Origin of the sequence: Bradyrhizobium dasycarpum (assembly GCF_042019905.1) — a bacterium.
GTDB lineage: Bacteria > Pseudomonadota > Alphaproteobacteria > Rhizobiales > Xanthobacteraceae > Bradyrhizobium > Bradyrhizobium japonicum_B.
In genome coordinates this window covers 5,656,624-5,675,689 of the sequence record NZ_CP169574.1, presented here as the reverse complement: position 1 = coordinate 5,675,689, position 19,066 = coordinate 5,656,624, and the positions used below count along the sequence as shown (strand labels likewise).

Here is a 19,066-nt window from a genome sequence, read left to right as displayed (position 1 = left end):
CTCTGGTCAATGAGGGGAGTTTTCCATGGAGCGCATCTGGCTCAAACAATATCCGCCCGGCGTGCCCGCCGATATCGAGCCGACTCAATACGCATCGCTGGTCGACCTGCTGGAGGAGAGCTTCACCAAGTTCGCCGACCGCAAGGCGTTCATCTGCATGGACAAGTCGATCAGCTACCGCGACCTCGACCAGATGTCGGTCGCCCTCGCAGCCTATCTTCAGGGCCGCGGACTGCAGCGCGGCGCCCGCGTCGCCCTCATGATGCCGAACGTGCTGCAATATCCGGTCGCGACCGCTGCGGTGCTGCGGGCCGGCTTCGCTGTCGTCAACGTCAACCCGCTCTACACCCCGCGTGAGCTCGAGCACCAGCTCAAGGATTCCGGCGCCGAAGCCCTCATCGTGCTGGAGAATTTCGCCCACACCGTCGAGCAGGTGATCGCCAGGACGGCGGTGAAGCATGTCATCGTCGCCAGCATGGGCGACCTGCTCGGCTTCAAGGGCGTGATCGTCAACCTGGTCGTTCGCCGCGTCAAGAAGATGGTGCCGGCGTGGTCGCTGCCGGGCTCGGTCTCCTTCAACGACGCGCTGTCCGCCGGCCGCGGCATGACCTTCAGCAAGCCCAAGCTCTCGCCGGGCGACGTCGCCTTCCTGCAATATACCGGCGGCACCACCGGCCTCTCCAAGGGCGCCACCCTGCTCCATCGCAACATCGTCGCCAACGTGCTGCAGAACGACGCCTGGCTGCAGCCGGCGCTGGCCGCGCCGCCGCATGTCGATCAGCTCATGATCGTCTGCGCGCTGCCGCTCTATCACATCTTCGCGCTGACGGCCTGCTACCTGCTCGCGGTCCGCGCCGGCGGCTGCAATCTCCTGATCCCCAACCCGCGCGACATCCCCGGCTTCATCAAGGAGCTGGCGAAATACCAGGTCAACAGCTTCCCGGCCGTCAACACGCTCTACAACGGCCTGATGCACCACCCCGACTTCAAGAAGCTCGACTTCTCCAAGCTGAAGATCTCCAACGGCGGCGGCATGGCGGTGCAGCGTCCCGTGGCCGATCAATGGAAGGCGGTCACCGGCTGCTTCATTGCCGAGGGATACGGCCTGTCGGAGACGTCCCCGACGCTGACCTGCAATCCGGCAACGGCAACCGAATTCACGGGATCGATCGGCATCCCCGTGCCGTCGACTTACATCTCCATCCGCGACGATGACGGCAACGAGGTCCCGCTCGGCCAGGCCGGCGAGATCTGCGCCAAGGGTCCGCAGGTGATGTCGGGCTACTGGAACAGGCCGGAGGAGACCGCCAAGGTGATGACCGCGGACGGCTATTTCCGCACCGGCGACATCGGCATCATGGACGAGAAGGGCTACACCAAGATCGTCGACCGCAAGAAGGACATGATCCTGGTCTCCGGCTTCAACGTCTATCCGAACGAGGTCGAGGAAGTGATCGCGAGCCATCCGGGCGTGCTCGAATGTGCCGTGATCGGCATCCCCGATTCCAAGTCGGGCGAAGCGGTGAAGGCGTTCGTGGTGAAGAAGGACCCCAACCTTACCGCCGAGTCGGTGATCAAATTCTGTCAAGAGCAGCTCACCGGCTACAAGGTGCCCAAGCAGATCGAATTCCGCGCCGACCTGCCCAAGACCAATGTCGGCAAGATCCTGCGCCGGCAGCTGCGCGACGAGAAGAAGGCAGAGGCGGCGTAAGCTGCACCGCTGATGACGGACGTCGATGACATCGCGCCATCAGGCATTCTTGCCTTCTGGCGCGAAGCCGGCCGCAAGCGCTGGTACGGGCGCGACGACGCTTTCGACGCAGAGATCAGGCGCCGCTTTCTTGCGCTGTGGCAGAAGGCGGCCGGCGGCGAACTGGCATCATGGGAAGACAGTGACGCAGGCGCCCTCGCGCTCGTCATCGTGCTCGACCAATTTCCCCGCAACATGTTTCGCGGCACGCCCGAGGCCTTTGCCAGCGACGCGCTGGCGCGCGAGGTCGCTCGCCGCGCCATCGATCGGGGTGTCGATGCCAGGGTCGATCCGATCCTGCGCGAATTCCTCTATCTGCCCTTCATGCATTCGGAGCACCTGCCCGACCAGCTGCATTGCGTCGCGCTGTTTCAAGACGCCGACAATGCCAACAAGGCTGACAATGCCGAGAACCTGAAATACGCCCGGGAGCACGCCGACATCATCCGCCGCTTCGGTCGTTTTCCTCACCGCAACCGCATCCTCGGGCGTTCGACCACGGAGGAAGAGCAGGCCTTCCTCGACAGTGGCGGTTTTGCCGGCTGATGACATCGCGGTGAAGGGCCGCCGCCTCCGCCGCTTTCACCGCCGGCAATATTGTGCAGGCCCGCCACACGGTCTAAAAAGCGGGACCGATTTCAGGGAGACTGACAATGGCGATCCAGATTGGCGACAAGCTGCCCGAGGCGAAGTTCCGCGTGATGACCGCGGAAGGCCCGCAGGTGAAGACCACCGACGATATCTTCAAGGGCAAGAAGGTGGCGCTGTTCGCGGTGCCCGGCGCCTACACCGGCACGTGCCACAAGATGCATCTGCCGAGCATCTTCCTCAACGCCTACGCCATGAAGGACAAGGGCGTCGACAGCATCGCGATCGTCTCCGTCAACGACGCCTTCGTCATGAACGCCTGGAAGCGCGACACCGACCAGCGCGACGAGGCCATCTTCCTCGCCGACGGCAACGCCGACTTCACCAAGGCGATCGGCATGGAGCTCGACGCCTCCGCCAACGGCCTCGGCATCCGCTCCAAGCGCTATTCGATGCTGGTCGAGGACGGCGTGGTCAAGAAGCTGAACCTCGAGGCGATGCCCGGCAAGGTCGAGGTCTCCGGCGGCGATACGCTACTCGGGCAGCTGTGAGCTTGGGGCGCCGCTCTTAGTGCCGTAGGGTGGGCAAAGGCGCGTCAGCGCCGTGCCCACCATCTTTCCCTATTAGAGGACGGTGGGCACGCTTGCGCTTTGCCCACCCTACGAAATTGCTCGGGCAGCTGTAGAATGATGCATTCCGGGGCGCCGCAGGCGAACCCGGATCTCGAGATTCCGGGTTCGGTGCTTTGCACCGCCCCCGGAATGACGAAACACAAAACCCTACTCCATCACCCGCTGCTGCAACCGCGCCTTCACGATGCCGTCGCGCGCGAGCTGATCGGCGCGTTCGTTCTCGGGATGGCCGGCGTGGCCCTTGACCCAGTGCCAGCGGATCTCGTGCTGCTTCAGCGCGGCGTCGAGGCGCTGCCATAGCTCGACATTCTTCACCGGCTTCTTGTCGGCGGTACGCCAGCCGTTGCGCTTCCAGCCGAAGATCCAGCCGGTGATGCCCTGCCGAACGTACTGGCTGTCGGTGTAGAGATCGACGATGCACGGCCTCTTCAACGCTTCGAGCGCCGAGATCGCCGCCATCAGCTCCATCTGGTTGTTGGTGGTGTGCGGCTGGCCGCCGTTCAGCTCTTTTTCCTTGTCGCCGAACCTCAGGATCGCGCCCCAGCCGCCCGGCCCGGGATTTCCCGAGCAGGCGCCGTCGGTATAGATCGTGACATTCGGACGCTCGCTCACGCCACCAGCCCCGAGGGCATCAACCCGTAGTCGCGCACGCTGCTGACGCCCTGGTGAAAGCGCAGCTTGCGGACATATTCCAGCGGATCCTTCGGCTTCACCAGTGCACCGGGCGGCACGTTGAGCCAGTCGACCAGCCGCGTCAGCAAGAAGCGGATCGCCGCTCCGCGGGCCAGCAGCGGCAGCGCGGCCTCTTCCGCCTCCGAGAGCTTTCGCACCCGGCCATAGGCGTTGAGGAAGGCCCTCGCCTTGGTGACGTTGAAGGAATGATCAGGCTCGAAGCACCACGCGTTGAGGCAGATCGCGACGTCGTAGGCCAGCATGTCGTTGCAGGCGAAGGTGAAGTCGATGATCCCGGAGAGCTTGTCGCCGAGGAAGAAGACGTTATCGTTGAAGAGGTCGGCGTGGATCACGCCTTCCGGCAGATCGGTCGGCCAGATTCCGCTCGAGAGATGATCGAGCTCGGCCGCGAGGAATGCCCGCAGGCCCGGCTGCACCTCGTCGGCGCGGTGTGAGGCCGCATCGAACAGCGGCCGCCAGCCCGAGACCGACAGCGCGTTGGCCCGCCTGATCCCGAAGTTCGCGCCGGCCAGATGCATCTTCGCCAGCCCCTCGCCCACTCCGGCACAATGCGCCACGTTCGGCTTGCGCGGCCACATGCCTTCGAGAAAGGTGATGATCGCCGCAGGCCGTCCCGCCAGCTCGCGCAGCGCCTCACCGTCGCGTCCCTTCACCGGCAGCGGGCAATTGACGCCGTGCTCGGCCAGATGCGTCATCAACGCGAGGAAGAACGGCAGATCGTTCTTCGCGACGCGCTTCTCGTAGAGCGTGAGGATGAACGACCCCTGGCTGGTATGCAGCAGGAAGTTGGTGTTCTCGACGCCCTCGGCGATGCCCTTGTATGAGAGCAATTCGCCGAGCTCATACTGCTTCAGGAAATCCGCAAGCTCGTCGGCGGCGACGTCGGTATAGACCGCCATCAAGGTCTACTCGGCGGCGGCTTCGGGACGCACCTGACGCGGCAGCGGGAAGAACTCGTTCTCTTCCGCGGCCGAGACCGTCTCCACATGCAGCGTGTAGCGCTCGGCGAAGGCGTCCATGATCTCTTCGACGATCACCTCGGGCGCGGAGGCGCCGGCAGTGATGCCGAGGCTCGTGAGGTTGCCGAACTTGTCCCAGTCGATGTCCGCGGCGCGCTGCGCCAGCACCGCGATCTTGCAGCCCTCGCGCTCGGCGACCTCGCGCAGGCGCTGCGAGTTCGACGAATTGGGGGCGCCGACGACGATGAGCGCGTCCACCACCGGCGCCACCTTCTTCACCGCGAGCTGGCGGTTGGTGGTGGCGTAGCAGATGTCTTCCTTGTGCGGGCCGTTGATGTTGGGGAAGCGCTCCTTCAACAGCGCCACGATCTCCGCGGTGTCGTCGATCGACAGCGTGGTCTGAGTCACGAAGGCGAGGTTGTTGGGATCCTGCGGCGCGATGGTCTTGGCATCCTCGGCGGTCTCGATCAGGGTCACGGCGCCGGCCGGAAGCTGGCCGAGCGTGCCGACCACCTCGGGGTGGTGGGAGTGGCCGATCAGGAAGATCTCGCGGCCACGCTTGAAATGGATCGCGGCCTCGCGATGGACCTTGGTCACCAGCGGGCAGGTCGCATCCAGCGAGAACAGATTGCGGGACTGCGCGTCGGCCGGAACCGATTTCGGCACGCCATGCGCCGAGAACACCACCGGCGCGGTGGTGTTCTCCGGGATTTCGGCGAGCTCCTCGACGAAGATCGCGCCCTTCTTCTTCAACCCGTCGACGACATATTTGTTATGCACAATCTCGTGGCGAACATAGACGGGGGCGCCATATTTATCGAGCGCCCGTTCCACGGTGTCGATCGCCCGGACCACCCCGGCACAGAAGCCGCGGGGAGAACAAAGCACGATCTTGAGGTCTGGTTTGGCTGACATTGAGCGATCTCGGGACCGAATCACCCGTTTCGCCTTCTGGCGGGGGCGGTCGATGGATGGAATAGGGCTTAAAACGGTCGGGTTGAACTATACCGCGATTTCCAAGGGAATTGGGCCCCCTTTCGGGCGCTGTCAAGGCACTATCTATAGCAGAACCATTGCGTGGCCAGCCCCTCCCGGCTTATATAACGCGAATTCCCTGTCATCGCTGATGACCACCGGTTTCGCCTCCAGAGGGGTGGGCGAAGCACAAAGGAGATTTGCCATGAGCAACGCACCTCTGATGCCCAAGGCGACCGCCGTCTGGCTGCTCGACAACACCGCGCTGACCTTCGACCAGGTCGCCGATTTCACCAAGATGCATCCCCTCGAGGTGCGCGCGATCGCCGACGGCGATGCGGCCCAGGGCATCAAGGGCATGGATCCCCTCTCCAACGGCCAGCTCACCCGCGAGGAGATCGAGAAGGGCGAGAAGAACCCGGATTACCGGCTCCGCCTCCAGGAGAGCAAGGTGGTGCTGCCGCCGCAGCCCAAGCGCAAGGGCCCGCGCTACACCCCGGTGTCGCGCCGCCACGAGCGTCCGAGCGCCATCCTCTGGCTGCTGCGCAGCCATCCCGAGCTCAAGGACGCCCAGATCATGCGTCTGGTCGGCACCACCAAGAGCACCATTGCCAGCGTGCGTGACCGCACCCACTGGAACACGTCCCAGCTCACCCCGATCGATCCCGTCACTCTCGGCCTCTGCTCGCAGATCGAGCTCGATTTCGAGGTACAGCGCGCCGCGAAGGAGAAGCCGATCGATGCGGCCTATGGCGGCGCCACGCTGCTGCCGGCCTCCGAGACCACCCGCAAGGACGAATACGAATCCGCGGAGAAGTCCAGCGACGACCTCAACGTCGACGCCGTGTTCGCCAAGCTGAAGACGCTCGGCGGCAAGAAGCAGGACGACGAGGAGGAGTAGGTCCTCCCTCTTCGTTTGCGATCGACCACAATGCAAAACGCGGCGGGAAAGCCCGCCGCGTTTTTGTTTTTGTCACCCCACCCTCGGTGTCGTCCCCGCGAACGCAGGACCCATAACCCCAGAGAGCAGTTCGGCGAAGACTCGTCGTCCGGTACTCCTACCGGCCGCAACCGAGAGATTCCGCGATATGGGTCCCCGCATTCGCGCTAGGGCATGCACATATCTGGTGCGGCGGATTGACTCGGGTCCGCCTTGGGGGATTCCAGAATCGGAAGTCTGTGTGATTCCTATTGCTGCACTCCATGGTTCGGACGGGGTGCTGCGATGTTGTCACGGATTGACTGGACGCTGGGCCGGTTCGGGGATCGTCGTCTCGATAAAGGGGGGCGGCGTTCGTCGAACGCATGGTTGCGGGCAGAACTGTCTGCCTTCGACAGCTCTCCAGGGGGAACCGCGCGCTGGAAGTGCGGTTCAACCGCTTTCTTGGCCATGACAAGGTGACGGTGGAGCGGATCATCGAAAGCTGGAGCGATAGCACGGTCGCTGCGGTGGAAGGCCGCCACGTGCTGGCCATCCAGGACACCAGCGAGGTCCACTTCAACACCACGCCGCAAAGCCGGCGCGGGCTCGGAGAAATCGGCAAAGGCAATAGCCACGGCGTGCTGCTGCACCCGCTGCTGGCTGTGGATGCCGATGACGGCAGCTGTCTTGGGCTTGTGAGCGGGCAGATATGGACGCGCGCAGGTCGCCGCACGACCTCGCACGACGATCGGGAATTATCGGACAAGGAATCGCAGCGCTGGATATCCTCTGCCGTGGCGGCGCGACCACTGCTTGCCAAGGCCGCGGTGGTGACGTTGCTGGGGGATCGCGAGAGCGATATTTTTGCCCTCTATGCCAGCTCGGCTGAGCAACACTTCCACATCATCGCGCGCAGCATGCATGATCGCAAGCTTGCCGACCGCAGCAGTCTGTATCAGGTCAGCGATGCCATGGCTGCGGTGGACCGGCGTACGATCCAACTGCCTGCGCGCGCCGCGCGGCCCGCTCGCCTGGCCCACCTCGAACTTCGCTTTGACGCAATCGAGCTTGCCCGCCCACAGACTAAGTTCCTGCACCATCTGCCGAAAAGCTTGCCATTGACGGTGGTCGATGTGCGAGAGGTCAATGTCGAAGCCGGCGTAGAGCCGCTGCACTGGCGGCTTCTCACCTCTCACGAGGTTGCCGGCATCGAGGACGCCTGGCGCATCGTCCAATGGTACAAGCAGCGCTGGATTATCGAGCAGTTCTTCCGCACTCTGAAGACGCAAGGTCTCAAGCTCGAAGACAGCCAGATCGGATCCGCCGATCGGCTTCTCAAGCTGGTCGCAATCGCCGCCAAGGCGGCCGTCATCACCATCCAGCTTCTGCAGGCCCGCAATGGTAGTCGCCAGCCTATTGGCGTTGCCTTCGACACCAGCCAAATTGGCGCGCTCATTGCCCTCAACCAGCAACTCGAAGCCGCGAGCAAACGACTAAAGAACCCATATCCGCCCGACCGCCTCGCTTGGGCCGCCTGGATCATCGGCCGTCTCGGTGGCTGGGATGGCTACCCATCGTCCAAGCCGCCGGGCCCCATCACCTTCAAGAACGGCCTCGAATACTTCCACGCCGTCGCGGCGGGATGGAGCCTCAGAGATATGTGCATGCCCTAGCGCATTCGCGGGGACGACAGCGGAATTCGTCGCGACGCCCATGTTCCCTTTTGGCGTCCCTCAGAACTTGTACGTCACGCCCGCGCCGACCAGCCACGGATCGATATGCGCGGTGCCGGTGACCGGCAGGCCGGAGACGGTCGCGCTATAATCCGGGCGCAGCCAGAGCTTCTTGACGTCGACGTTGAGACCCCAGTGCCGGTCGATCATGTAGTCGAAGCCGAACTGGACGGCGCCGCCCCAGGCGTTGCTGACGTGCAGGTTGGTGGTGGTGGCAACGATCGCGGGCGGGCCGGCGATGGCGGCGGGCGCATTGGCCGCCGAATTGTTGAAGAACACGGTGTAGTTCACGCCGGCGCCGACATACGGCTTGAACGCGCCGAACTGGTCGAAGTGATACTGCAGGGTCAGCGTCGGCGGCAGCAGCGTGGTCTTGCCGATCGGCAGGTTCGCGAGCGAGCCGGTGCCGGTGATCGAGTGCCGGGTCACGCCGAGGATCAGCTCGGCCGCGATGTTCTTGGTGAAGAAATAGCTGATGTCGAGCTCGGGAACGACCTGGTCGCTGATCGAGAGGCCGGAGTTCGGCGACGACAGTGAGGGCACGCCCGCCACGGTGACGGTCGAGCCGCCGCCGTCCGGCAGCACGCCGAGCGCACGCAGGCGAATCATCCACGGATTGAATGCCTCCACCGGCGGCGGCGCCTTCTTGTAAACCGGCAAATCGGCGGCCTGCACCGATGCAAGCGTGCCCGCGAGCATCGCGCCAAGAGTCGCAAGCCGCGCCAGGTTTCTTGTCGTTCTCTGCATTTCAATCCCCTTCAGCCATTTCCCGCGCATCGTTGCGCGACATGAGCGTCAGAGCAGAAAGGGGCCGCTGGAGGATTTGATCCCGATCAATTCAGGCGGACGCCGCCACGATTTGGGCACGGCGTTGCAGATGTGTCACGAAAAGCACCAACGCACGGCGCGTGGAGCGGCACCATAATGCCGCGACTCACATCACGGCCGCACGGGATTGTTCAGCATGTACTCGCCGAGGTCGCGCTGGCGGCGGTCGGCGCGGGCGGTGGCGGCATTGCGCTGGACGTCGCGGTCCTTGCGGCAGGCCACGTATTCCGGCGAACCCTGCGCATAGCCGCGGCCCTGGCACACCGCGTCGTCATCGTCGCCGCCCACCGCCACCGGATTCTGGTAGCGCGCGGAGCAGGCGGAGAGAGCGACGGCGAGAGCCAAGGCGATCAGCAGGCGTGGCGCGGCGGCAATTGGCATCGAGGGTCCCTTGTTGACCGACCCTGTTTAGCGGGGAATGAGGAGAATGTACGTCGGCAACACCGTCATTGCGGGGCGGTGCGCAGCATCGAACCCGGAATCTCGAGATCCCGGGTTCGGTTCTGCGAACCCGCCCCGGGATGACGCTTCGCGTCACACCCGCCCCTTCAGCGCCTCCCCGATCTCGTCGAGCGCCTTGGGATCCTCGATCGTCGCCGGCATGGTCCAAGAGTCGCCGTCGGCGATCTTCTTGATGGTGCCGCGTAGAATCTTGCCGGAGCGCGTCTTGGGCAGGCGGCCGACGGTGATGGCGAGCTTGAAGGCGGCGACCGGGCCGAGCTTGTCGCGCACCAGCGCAATGATCTCCTTCTCGATCTCGGCCGGCGGGCGTTTCACTCCGGCCTTGAGCACCAGGAAGCCGCAGGGCACCTCGCCCTTGATCGCGTCCTTGACGCCGAGCACGGCGCATTCGGCGACATCGGGATGTGAGGCCAGGATCTCCTCCATGCCGCCGGTGGAGAGCCGATGGCCGGCGACGTTGATGATGTCGTCGGTGCGGCCCATGACGAAGACGTAGCCGTCCTCGTCCTTGTAGCCGGCATCCGAGGTTTTGTAATAGCCGGGGAATTCGCTCAAATACGCTTCCTTGAAGCGCGCGTCCTGATTCCACAGCGTCGGCAGGCAGCCCGGCGGCATCGGCAGCTTGATGACGATCGAGCCCATCGTGTTGGGTCCCACGGGCTTGGCCGCCTCGTCGACGATGTCGACCTGATAGCCCGGCATCGGTACCGTCGGCGAGCCATGCTTCACCGGCAGCATGCCGAGCCCGACCGGATTGCCGGCGATGCACCAGCCAGTCTCGGTCTGCCACCAATGGTCGATCACCGGCACCTTGAGCTGCTGCTCTGCCCATTCCACTGTCGGCGGATCGGCGCGCTCCCCGGCCAGGAACAGCGTGCGGAACTTGGACAGATCATATTGCCGGATGAACTTTCCTTCCGGGTCCTCCTTCCGGATCGCGCGGAACGCGGTCGGCGCGGTGAAGAACGCAACCGCCTTGTGCTCCGAGATCACGCGCCAGAACGCGCCGGCGTCGGGCGTGCCGACCGGCTTGCCCTCATACATGATCGTGGTCGCGCCGTGCAAAAGCGGACCATAGACGATGTAGCTGTGGCCGACCACCCAGCCGATGTCGGAGCCGCACCACCACACCTCGCCCGGCTTGACGCCATAGAGGTTGAACATCGACCATTTCACCGCGACGAGATGGCCGCCATTGTCGCGCACGACGCCCTTCGGGATGCCCGTGGTGCCCGAGGTGTAGAGAATGTAGAGCGGATCGGTCGCCGCAACGGGCACGCAAGGCGCCTTCTTGCCCTCGTTCAGCGCCTTGCGGCGCAGGCTCGCCCAATCGTAGTCCCGGCCCGGCGTCAGATCGCAGGTGAGCTGCGGACGTTGCAGCACGATGCAGGCTTTCGGCTTGCTGCCGGCAAGCTTGATCGCCTCGTCGAGCAGCGGCTTGTACTGCACGATGCGGCCGGGCTCGATGCCGCAGCTTGCGGAGAGAATGAGTTTCGGCTGCGCGTCGTCGATGCGGGTGGCGAGCTCCTTCGCGGCGAAGCCGCCGAACACCACCGAGTGCACCGCTCCGATCCGCGCGCAGGCGAGCATCGCGACCACGGCCTCCGGCACCATCGGCATGTAGAGGATGACACGATCGCCCTTGGCGACGCCGAAATCCTGCATGATGGCGCCAAGCGCCTGCACCTCGTTCAGCAGTTCGGCATAGGTCAATTTGGTGACGCTGCCGGTCAGCGGCGAATCGTGGATCAGCGCGACCTGGTCGGCGCGGCCGCCTGCGACATGGCGGTCGAGCGCATTGTAGCAGGTATTGACGACACCGTCGCTGAACCAGCGGCCGTAGGTTCCTTGGCTGGAATCGAAGATTGTCTTGGCCGGCTGGATCCAGTCGATCTCCTTCGCCGCCTCGGCCCAGAAGCCTTCGGGGTCGGCGAGAGAGCGCGCATGGACCTCATGATAACGACTTTTACCGTCGACGTTCATTCCCGCGCTCCCGTCCCTTTATCCGCCTGGGCCCTGACCCTTGTGGCAGGACGGGCGTCCCGCCATGACCAGGATCAATCGCCGGCCTTGTTTGGGAGCTATTTTCCCGGGATCGGGCCGCGGTTCAAGCTGAAAAGGACGAGTCGTTTCTCCCTCTCCCCACTTGCGGCAGGGCTATCGCATATGGGGGATGGGCTACCCACATCGTCATGGCCGGGCCCGTCCCGGCCATCCACGGCTTTCCATCACGCACGGATAACGTGGATGCCCGGGCCTTCGCCGCGCCAAAGCGGCTTCGGCCGCGCAGGCGGGACAGGCCCGGGCATGACGACCTCTGCTAGATGTTCAGATGCGATTGCGCTGCCGCTTGCGGGGAGAGGCGAAGAACCCGCCTAGCTCTCGATCGCGTTCAGCTTCTGCAACCGCTCCTGCATGATCTTCTTCAGATCATAGCCCGGGCGGCCAAGCTCGCGTTGCGGGTACTAAGGAAATCGCGCTGGGACTTGCGCAGCTCGCCGGCGGAGCGCTTGCTCGCCGATTTCAGCACGCGCGCGTAGGTCTCGGCGATCTGGCGGTCGAGCACGCCGAGCTGCGGATCGGCGCAGATCACTTGCTCGACCTCGCGCTTTGCGGTGGCGCAATCGAATGACGGACCGCGGTCATCGGGCGAGCGCGCGTGCATGGGACCCGGGGACGCCGCGCCGAATTTCGCGATCTCGGCAATCATGGCTCGGCGGCCATTCGCTGCGTTCTCGTTGCCGGGGTCGAGCTTCAGCGCCATCTCGTAATCCGCCAGCGCCTTCTTACGCTCGCCCATCTTCTTGTAGAGCACGGCGCGGTTGTTGTAGGTCTTTGCGAAATTCGGATCGAGCTTCAGTGCGGCCTCGTAGTCGCTCAGCGCGGCCCCGAGCTCGCCCTTGAATTGATAGGAATCGCCGCGGTTGGTCAGGAAGTTGGCGCGCGGCTCCCGCCGGATCGCCAGGTCGTAATCGGTAATGGCCTTGTCGTACTCGCCCATCGCAGCATAGGTCAGGCCGCGGTTGTCGTAGTACTCCGGCACCTTGGGATCGCGCCTGATCGCCTCGCCGTCATCGGCGACCGCCTTGTCGAGCTGGCCGAGCTTCTTATAGGCCGCCCCACGATTGGTATAGGTGCGGGGCCGGTCGGGGTCGAGCCGCAGGGCCTCGTCGAAGTTCTTGATCGCCTTCTCGTTGTCGCCGCCGAGATAATAGGCCACGCCGCGGTCGGACCAGGCCTGCGCAAAGTCCGGCTTCAGCTTGATCGCCTGGTCGTAGTCGGCGAGCGCGCGGTCGAGCCGGCGCTGATTGGTGTAGACGACGCCGCGCAGCTCGTAGGCCTCTGCGTCTGCAGGATCGAGCTCGATCGCCTTGCTGAGGTCGGCCGCGGCGCGGTTGAGATCGCCGCCGGCCTCGCGCAGGAGGTCGCCGCGCAGGCGCCAGGCCTTTGCATTCCTGCCGTCGAGCGCAATGGCGCGGTCGATGTCCCGCAGGGCCTGGGTGAGGCCGCCCGAAGTCCGGGCATGGGCATCGGCGCGAACCAGCAGGGCCGCGGCGCGATCGGAGACGGGATTGGCGGTCTGGTCGATGATGGTCGTGCAGGTGGCCATCAGCTCCGCTGGAGCAGCCTTGCTGCCCATCACGCAGTCGGTCCCGGCCGAAGCCGGCGCAGCGAGGACGAGGCCCATCGCAGCGCTGAGCAGGAAGGCGCGAAACGAACTCTTGGCAAGCCAAAGCGCTTGCGCGGAATGATGCGTGCCGCACATGGCAGTTTGCTCCGTGACGTCGGGTTTTCACCATTGTCGCGGCGGGTACGGGATGGGTTCAATTCGGGCCTGTCCACGCCGTCGTGGCCGCGCTCGATCCGGCCATCCACGCCTACCCCCTCGGCACGAAGAACGGGGATGCCCGGGCCTTCGCCGCGCCGAAGCGGCTTCGGCCGCGCAGGCGGGACAAGCCGGGCATGACCTCAATACCCGTCCACCCCATTGATCTGTTGCAGCCGCTCCTGCATCGCCTTCTTCAGATCGTAGCCCGGCCGGCCGTACGCCGCGTTGCGGCGGGCGATGAACTCGTCCTGCTCACGCTGGAGCTTCCTGGCATCCGCCGGATTGCGCGCCTCCCGGATCGCGCGCGCGTTGGACCCGAAAATCTCGCGGTCGAGATCGGCCAGCTCGCGATTTCGGCAGATCGCCTTCTCCACGGCCCGGACCGCATTCCGGCAATTGAAGCTGGGCTTGCCGGCGACAGCCATCTGCGCGCCGATGCGCTCGAGCTCGCGCGCCATCGCCTTGTGATTGGCCTTGGCCTTCTCGTGGTTCGGATCGATCTTCAGGGCTGCGGCGAAATCCTGCACCGCCTTGGGCCTGTCGCCCTTCCTGAGCCAGAGCTCGCCGCGCGCATTGAAGATGTCGGCAAGCGTGGGATCGAGCAGGAGAACGCGGCTGTCGTCGGCGATGGCGCGGTCGACCTGATCGCGCCGCGCGTAGAGCGCCGCGCGCGCGATCAGCACCTTGATCAGATCCTCCTTGGCGGTCTTCTCGTTGTCGATCACGGCGGCGCAGGCCGTGGCGGTCCTGTCGATGTCGTCGGCCGCGGCCGCCGCGAGGCATGCTTCGACATCAATCTTGATCACCGCAGCCGGCTCGCCGCCGGTCGCAGCCTGGGCGGCGCCGAGCGAGAGCGCGCAGAGCAACACGGCACCTGACGATTGGATCAGTTTTTGAACACGCATGCTCGTCGCAGTCGGAAATCTTGCTTTCGGTCTTGCTTCGGTCTTGCCTTACGCCTTGCCTGGGGACCGTACAATCCATTAGGGCCGGATTGGTGCGAGCTTGTGGCACCGCGCACATCCGTTTCGGGGATCATCGTGTCGATATTCGAACGGATCATCGCATTCTGCTCGGCGCCATTGGCCTTATCGGCGCTGACGCGGCGGATCAAGTCTCCTGCCCGGCGTTTCTCGCCATCGGCGGCGCGCGGATCGCCTTCGTGCCGTCCAGTCCGCCTGGACGCTGGAGCCCGACCTCGCATTGGCCCTTTTTTCGCACCGGTGATGCTCGACGCCGGGTTCGACACCTCGCTGCGATCGCGCAGAATTGAGCGCTCACGCTTGTGCGGGACGACAGCGGAGGGTGAACGGCCACGTTGAACCAAACCCCGCCTTCCCAGACTCACTCGTGATGACGACCCTGACCGACGACCGTCGTGTGCGCGCGCGTGATGCGTCGCCCGCACGATACTTTTATCTGCATATGTCCCTGGCCTGCGCGGCCACCGCGTTTCTCGGTTTCGCGCCGACCTATTGGGTGCCGCTCGCGCACCGGACGCTGTCCGCAAGCCCCGTGATTCATTTTCACGGATTCTTGTTCTTCACCTGGTCGCTCTATTTCGTGCTGCAGAGCTGGCTCGCGGCCTCGGGCCGCGTGGTCAATCACCGTTCGCTCGGCATCGCCGGCGTGTCGCTCGCCACCGCGATGACGATCTTCGGCTTCCTCGCCTCTGTGCACGTGATGCAGCATTCCGCCGCGCTCGGGCAGCGCGAGGCCGGCATCGGCTTCTCGATCGTGCCGATGAGCGGGATCGCGTTCTTCGCGATCGTGTTCGTGCTCGCGATCGTGAACACGCGCAGGCCCGAGATTCACAAGCGGCTGATGCTGCTTGCTGCGGTCTCCATCCTCGACGCCGCCATCGCGCGCTGGTTCCTGACCTTCCTGGCGCCTCCCGGTCCGCCCGGCCTGCCGCCGGTGCCGGTCACGATCCCGCCGGCCGTCGTCGCCTCGCTCCTCCTCGTCGTCGCCATGGTGCGCGACTGGCGCGCCGAAGGCCGGGTCCACCCGGTCTATATCTACGGCACGCTGGCGCTGCTGGCGGTGAAGGTGCTGAACTGGCCGGTCAGCGAGACGGCGGCTTGGCATTCGTTCGCCGGCGGAATTCTGGCGCTGGCGCAATAGGTCGCTACACACTCCATCGTCGTCCCGGACAAGCGAAGCGCAGATCCGGGACGACAGCGGAGATTGACGCTACGCCCCCGCCTTGCAGGTGATCCCGCCGTCGACCACGAGCTCGATCCCCGTCACGTATTTCGACTCGTCCGACGCCAGGAACAGCGCGGCGTTGGCGACGTCGAAGGCATCGCCCATGTGTCCCATCGGCACCTGCGCATCGCGCGCACGCCACATCGCCTCGACGTCGCCCTTGGCGTAGCTGGCGGCAAGGCCTGCGGAATGTTCGACCATCGGCGTCTTCATCAGGCCGGGCAGGATCGCATTGACGCGCACATGCTGGCGCGCGAACTCGATCGCGGTGGTGCGCGTCATCTGGTTCATCGCCGCCTTCGAAGAGCCGTAGGTGACGTAGGAAATGCCCATGTGGCGGATCGAGGCGATCGAGGAGATATTGATGATCGAGCCGCCGCCCTGCTTCACCATCACGGGGATGACGTGCTTCATGGCGAAATAGGCGCTCTTGAGATTGACGCTGAAGACGCGGTCCCAGCTTTCCTCGGTGACCTCGACCACGCTGCCCATCTCGGCGATGCCGACATTGTTGTCGAGCACGTCGATGCGGCCATAGGCCTTCAGGCACGCCGCCACCATCGCCTCGATCTCGCTCGCGCGGGACACATCGGCCGTGAACGCCGTCGCCTTGCCGCCCTCGCTGGTGATGATGTTCGCGGTCTCCTCGGCCGCAGCGCCGTTGCGGTCGACGCAGAACACCTTAGCTCCCTCGCGCGCGAAGGTCACCGCGGTGGCCTTGCCGTTGCCCCAGCCGGGCCCGATCGAGCCGGCCCCCACCACCATCGCGACCTTGCCCTTGAGCCGATCCATCACATGTCTCCCTGCTTATTGGTCTTGTAGCCCGGGTGGAGCGCAGCGCAATCCGGGACCTCCGCCCCGGATTTCGCTGCGCTCCATCCGGGCTAAGGTTCTTTACAGATGCTCATCTTGGTGACGTTAGCACCAATGGGATGCCCGATAATCTCCGACAGCGTCTGGCACCGTCCGTCATGGCACAGCCGCCATTCGCCGGCCGCGCCGGAATTGCCGAGCACGACCTCTTGCATGGCGGCGCGCTTCGGCTGCCACTGAAACCAGCCGTCGACCAGCCGAGCCTCCGGCGGCGGCTCCATGCCGGGGCCGGTGCCCTTGACGCGGGCCTGCACCAGTTCGAGACCTGCGGCGGTGACGCGCCAATCCTCCTGCCAGTCGACCTTCGCGATCGAGTGCGTCCAGACCAGCGTAAAGGCGGACAGCGCCAGCGCCTTCACGCCCAACGCCGTGGCGAAGCAGAGGCTCACACTGCCTCGACCGGCGCCGGCGGACGCTGCCGCCATTGCCACAGTGCGAGCGCCGCAGCGAGCACGAAGCCGGCGGTGTCGCTGAACGGGAATTCGCCGAGCAGGCAGAACGCCGCACCGAGCGCGACCAGGCGCTCGATGAGCGTCAGCCGCGTGAACAGGAAGCCGATCGCGGCCATGCCGAACAGGCCGATCGCCACCAGCGCCTTCAAGGCCGCCAGCGCCACCGCGCCGTAGAAGCCGAGCTTGGCCGCCATGGGATCGCCGGCTTGCAGCATCAAGGCCGGCGAATAGACGAAGATGAAGGGGATGACGTAGCCGGCAAGCGCGATGCGCATCGCCTCCCAGCCGATCTTGTCCGGGTTCTCCTTGGCGATCGGGGCCGCCGCGAGCGCAGCCAGCGCCACCGGCGGCGAGAGGTCGGCCATGATGCCGTAATAGAACGCGAACATGTGGCTGGCGATCAGCGGCACCCCTAGCTTGGCGAGGGCCGGCGCGGCGAGCGCGGCGGTGATGATGTAGGTCGGGATGGTCGGGATGCCGGTGCCGAGCAGGATCGACAGCAGCATGGTCATGATCAGCGCCAGGAACAGGCTCTTCTCGCCGAGCCCGATCACCCAGCTGCCGAAGATGGTGCCGACGCCGGTCTGCGACATCATGCCGATGATGACGCCGACGATGGCGCAGGCCATGCCGACGGTGATGGCGGATTTGGCGCTCTCGGCCAGTGCGTCGCGGCAGGAACGCAGCGCGGCAAAGCCGCCGCGGACGAAGGCGGTGATCACGATCAATCCGACGACCACGCTCGCCACCGGCGCGATCTGGAGGCCGTCACGCGACAGCGCGGCGACGACGAGCGCGAGCCCGATCCAGAAGATGTAGCGGATGATTGTTGCCGAGACGCCGGCCGTGATGCTGGTGCCCAGGATCAGCGCCACGGTCAGCGCGAGGCCCATGCTGCCGGCATAGAGCGGCGTGAAGCCCTCGAACAGCATGTAGATCAGGGCTGCGAGCGGCAGCACGAGATACCAGCGCGTCACCAGCGCCTTCCACGCGCTCGGAATCTCCGAGCGCTTCATGCCGACGAGGCCGTGCTTGCCGGCTTCCAGATGCACCATCCAGAACGCGGACGCGAAATAGAGCATCGCCGGGATCGCCGCCGCCTTGACGATCTCCGAATATTGCACGCCGAGCGTCTCGGCCATGATGAAGGCGACCGCACCCATCACCGGCGGCATGATCTGCCCGCCCATCGAGGCCGTGGCCTCGACGCCGGCAGCGAAGGCACGGCGATATCCGAACCTGATCATCAGCGGAATGGTGAACTGGCCGACGGTGACGACATTGGCGACGCCCGAGCCGGAGATCGTGCCCATCATGCCCGAGGCGAACACCGCGACCTTGGCGGGGCCGCCGCGGGTGCGGCCGAACAGGCCGAGCGAGACGTCGGTGAACAGCTGGATCATGCCGGCGCGCTCCAGGAACGAGCCGAACAGGATGAACAGAAAGATGTAGGTGGCCGAGACGTAGATCGGCACGCCGTAGAAGCCTTCGGTGCCGAACGACAGGTGCGTGACGATCTGGTCGAAGCCGTAGCCGCGATGATTGAGCGGCGACGGCAGATATTGGCCGAAGAACCAGTAGACCAGGCAGGCGCCGCACATCAGCGGCAACGCCGCGCCCATCAGGCGCCGCGTGCCCTCGAAGATCAGCACCGCCAGCAGCGTGCCGACCACGAGATCGAGCCGCGTCGGGTCGCCGTCGCGCGCGATCAGGTCGGCGTAGAAGATCCATTGGTAGAGCCCGCAGAGGAAGCCGGCGCCGCCGATCACCCAGCCGAGCGCGCGGCCGGCATTGCTCCTCGCCGTGAAGTTGGCGATCAGGCCGAACGTGAGCAGAACGAGGAAGCCGACATGGACGCCGCGCACCACCTGGCTCGGCAGATAGTTGAAGGCGGCGACATAGAGCTGGAAGGTGGCGAAGGCGATGCCGATCCAATAGGCGAGCGCGCCCCAGCCACGCGGGCCGAAGCCTTCCGGGAAACCGTGCTCGAAATTGTCGAACTCGACCTTGACCTTCTCGGGCGCCTTCGCCGTGCCCTCTGCCTTTTCGAGCATATCGTTCGTCCTTAGCCTGTCCGCCCCGGACAGCGATGGCACATGGCCCCAAAACGTCATGCCCGGGCTTACCCCGGGCATTCACGACTTTCCTCTCTCCGTCATTCC

General features: G+C 65.0%; 16 protein-coding genes and 1 pseudogene. 6 read left to right on the top strand and 11 right to left on the bottom strand.

Going from position 1 to position 19,066, the window contains the following annotated elements; genetic code table 11:
• The first annotated feature begins 25 nt into the window (after window positions 1-25).
• The 3 genes from ACETMP_RS27145 to ACETMP_RS27135 all read left to right on the top strand — a co-directional run bounded on the left by ACETMP_RS27145 (window position 26) and on the right by ACETMP_RS27135 (window position 2,889).
• On the top strand, window positions 26-1,711 hold the full coding sequence (locus tag ACETMP_RS27145) for a long-chain fatty acid--CoA ligase (protein ID WP_375158556.1): 1,686 nt from the start codon (window positions 26-28) through the stop codon (window positions 1,709-1,711).
• A gap of 12 nt (window positions 1,712-1,723) precedes the next feature.
• Window positions 1,724-2,296 (top strand): DUF924 family protein, encoded by a 573-nt coding sequence (locus tag ACETMP_RS27140; RefSeq protein WP_375158555.1) that lies wholly within the window; start codon window positions 1,724-1,726, stop codon window positions 2,294-2,296.
• Window positions 2,297-2,403: 107 nt separating this feature from the next.
• The gene (locus ACETMP_RS27135) at window positions 2,404-2,889 is read left to right on the top strand and encodes a peroxiredoxin (RefSeq protein ID WP_375158554.1); all 486 of its coding nucleotides are present in this window, start codon (window positions 2,404-2,406) and stop codon (window positions 2,887-2,889) included.
• 228 nt (window positions 2,890-3,117) lie between these two features.
• On the opposite strand, the gene rnhA is transcribed toward ACETMP_RS27135, so the two are convergent.
• Genes rnhA through ispH form a run of 3 tightly spaced genes read right to left on the bottom strand, consistent with a single transcriptional unit; the run spans window position 3,118 to window position 5,537 of the window.
• The gene (gene rnhA / locus ACETMP_RS27130) at window positions 3,118-3,582 is read right to left on the bottom strand and encodes a ribonuclease HI (RefSeq protein WP_375158553.1); all 465 of its coding nucleotides are present in this window, start codon (window positions 3,580-3,582) and stop codon (window positions 3,118-3,120) included.
• The gene (locus ACETMP_RS27125; protein ID WP_375158552.1) at window positions 3,579-4,562 is read right to left on the bottom strand and encodes a homoserine kinase; all 984 of its coding nucleotides are present in this window, start codon (window positions 4,560-4,562) and stop codon (window positions 3,579-3,581) included. Before ACETMP_RS27125 ends, rnhA begins: the two co-directional genes overlap by 4 nt.
• A 6-nt stretch (window positions 4,563-4,568) precedes the next feature.
• Complete coding sequence (gene ispH / locus ACETMP_RS27120) at window positions 4,569-5,537, bottom strand: 4-hydroxy-3-methylbut-2-enyl diphosphate reductase (RefSeq protein ID WP_126260369.1); 969 nt, start codon at window positions 5,535-5,537, stop codon at window positions 4,569-4,571.
• Between the two features lie 265 nt (window positions 5,538-5,802).
• On the opposite strand from ispH, the gene ACETMP_RS27115 reads away from it, so the two are divergent.
• Window positions 5,803-6,498 (top strand): DUF1013 domain-containing protein, encoded by a 696-nt coding sequence (locus ACETMP_RS27115; protein WP_028138702.1) that lies wholly within the window; start codon window positions 5,803-5,805, stop codon window positions 6,496-6,498.
• 464 nt (window positions 6,499-6,962) lie between these two features.
• Window positions 6,963-8,192, top strand: coding sequence for an IS4 family transposase (locus ACETMP_RS27110; protein WP_375158551.1), 1,230 nt, complete (start codon window positions 6,963-6,965; stop codon window positions 8,190-8,192).
• 60 nt (window positions 8,193-8,252) lie between these two features.
• Here ACETMP_RS27110 and ACETMP_RS27105 read toward each other — a convergent pair whose 3' ends face one another.
• The 5 genes and pseudogenes from ACETMP_RS27105 to ACETMP_RS27085 all read right to left on the bottom strand — a co-directional run bounded on the left by ACETMP_RS27105 (window position 8,253) and on the right by ACETMP_RS27085 (window position 14,276).
• Window positions 8,253-8,999: an OmpW family protein gene (locus ACETMP_RS27105; RefSeq protein ID WP_375158550.1), complete on the bottom strand. Its 747-nt coding sequence runs from the start codon at window positions 8,997-8,999 to the stop codon at window positions 8,253-8,255.
• 192 nt (window positions 9,000-9,191) lie between these two features.
• Complete coding sequence (locus tag ACETMP_RS27100; protein ID WP_028138704.1) at window positions 9,192-9,461, bottom strand: hypothetical protein; 270 nt, start codon at window positions 9,459-9,461, stop codon at window positions 9,192-9,194.
• Between the two features lie 153 nt (window positions 9,462-9,614).
• Entirely contained in the window at window positions 9,615-11,525 is a 1,911-nt protein-coding gene (locus ACETMP_RS27095) for a propionyl-CoA synthetase (RefSeq protein ID WP_375158549.1), read from the bottom strand.
• Window positions 11,526-11,917: 392 nt separating this feature from the next.
• Window positions 11,918-13,308 (bottom strand): annotated as a pseudogene (locus ACETMP_RS27090) (tetratricopeptide repeat protein).
• A 203-nt stretch (window positions 13,309-13,511) separates the two neighbouring features.
• Window positions 13,512-14,276, bottom strand: a complete 765-nt coding sequence (locus ACETMP_RS27085; protein ID WP_375158548.1) for a tetratricopeptide repeat protein — start codon at window positions 14,274-14,276, stop codon at window positions 13,512-13,514.
• 448 nt (window positions 14,277-14,724) lie between these two features.
• Here ACETMP_RS27085 and ACETMP_RS27080 point away from each other — a divergent pair, with 448 nt between their 5' ends.
• Window positions 14,725-15,495 (top strand): hypothetical protein, encoded by a 771-nt coding sequence (locus ACETMP_RS27080; protein ID WP_375158547.1) that lies wholly within the window; start codon window positions 14,725-14,727, stop codon window positions 15,493-15,495.
• A 69-nt stretch (window positions 15,496-15,564) separates the two neighbouring features.
• Here the strand turns inward: ACETMP_RS27080 and ACETMP_RS27075 are convergent, their stop codons facing one another.
• The 3 genes from ACETMP_RS27075 to ACETMP_RS27065 form a co-directional block, all read right to left on the bottom strand.
• Window positions 15,565-16,371 (bottom strand): SDR family NAD(P)-dependent oxidoreductase, encoded by an 807-nt coding sequence (locus ACETMP_RS27075; RefSeq protein ID WP_375158546.1) that lies wholly within the window; start codon window positions 16,369-16,371, stop codon window positions 15,565-15,567.
• A 92-nt stretch (window positions 16,372-16,463) separates the two neighbouring features.
• Window positions 16,464-16,877, bottom strand: a complete 414-nt coding sequence (locus ACETMP_RS27070) for a DUF1850 domain-containing protein (RefSeq protein WP_375158545.1) — start codon at window positions 16,875-16,877, stop codon at window positions 16,464-16,466.
• Window positions 16,838-18,958 (bottom strand): TRAP transporter permease, encoded by a 2,121-nt coding sequence (locus tag ACETMP_RS27065; protein WP_375158544.1) that lies wholly within the window; start codon window positions 18,956-18,958, stop codon window positions 16,838-16,840. The genes ACETMP_RS27070 and ACETMP_RS27065 overlap by 40 nt, the downstream gene beginning before the upstream one ends.
• Between the last annotated feature and the right edge of the window lie 108 nt (window positions 18,959-19,066).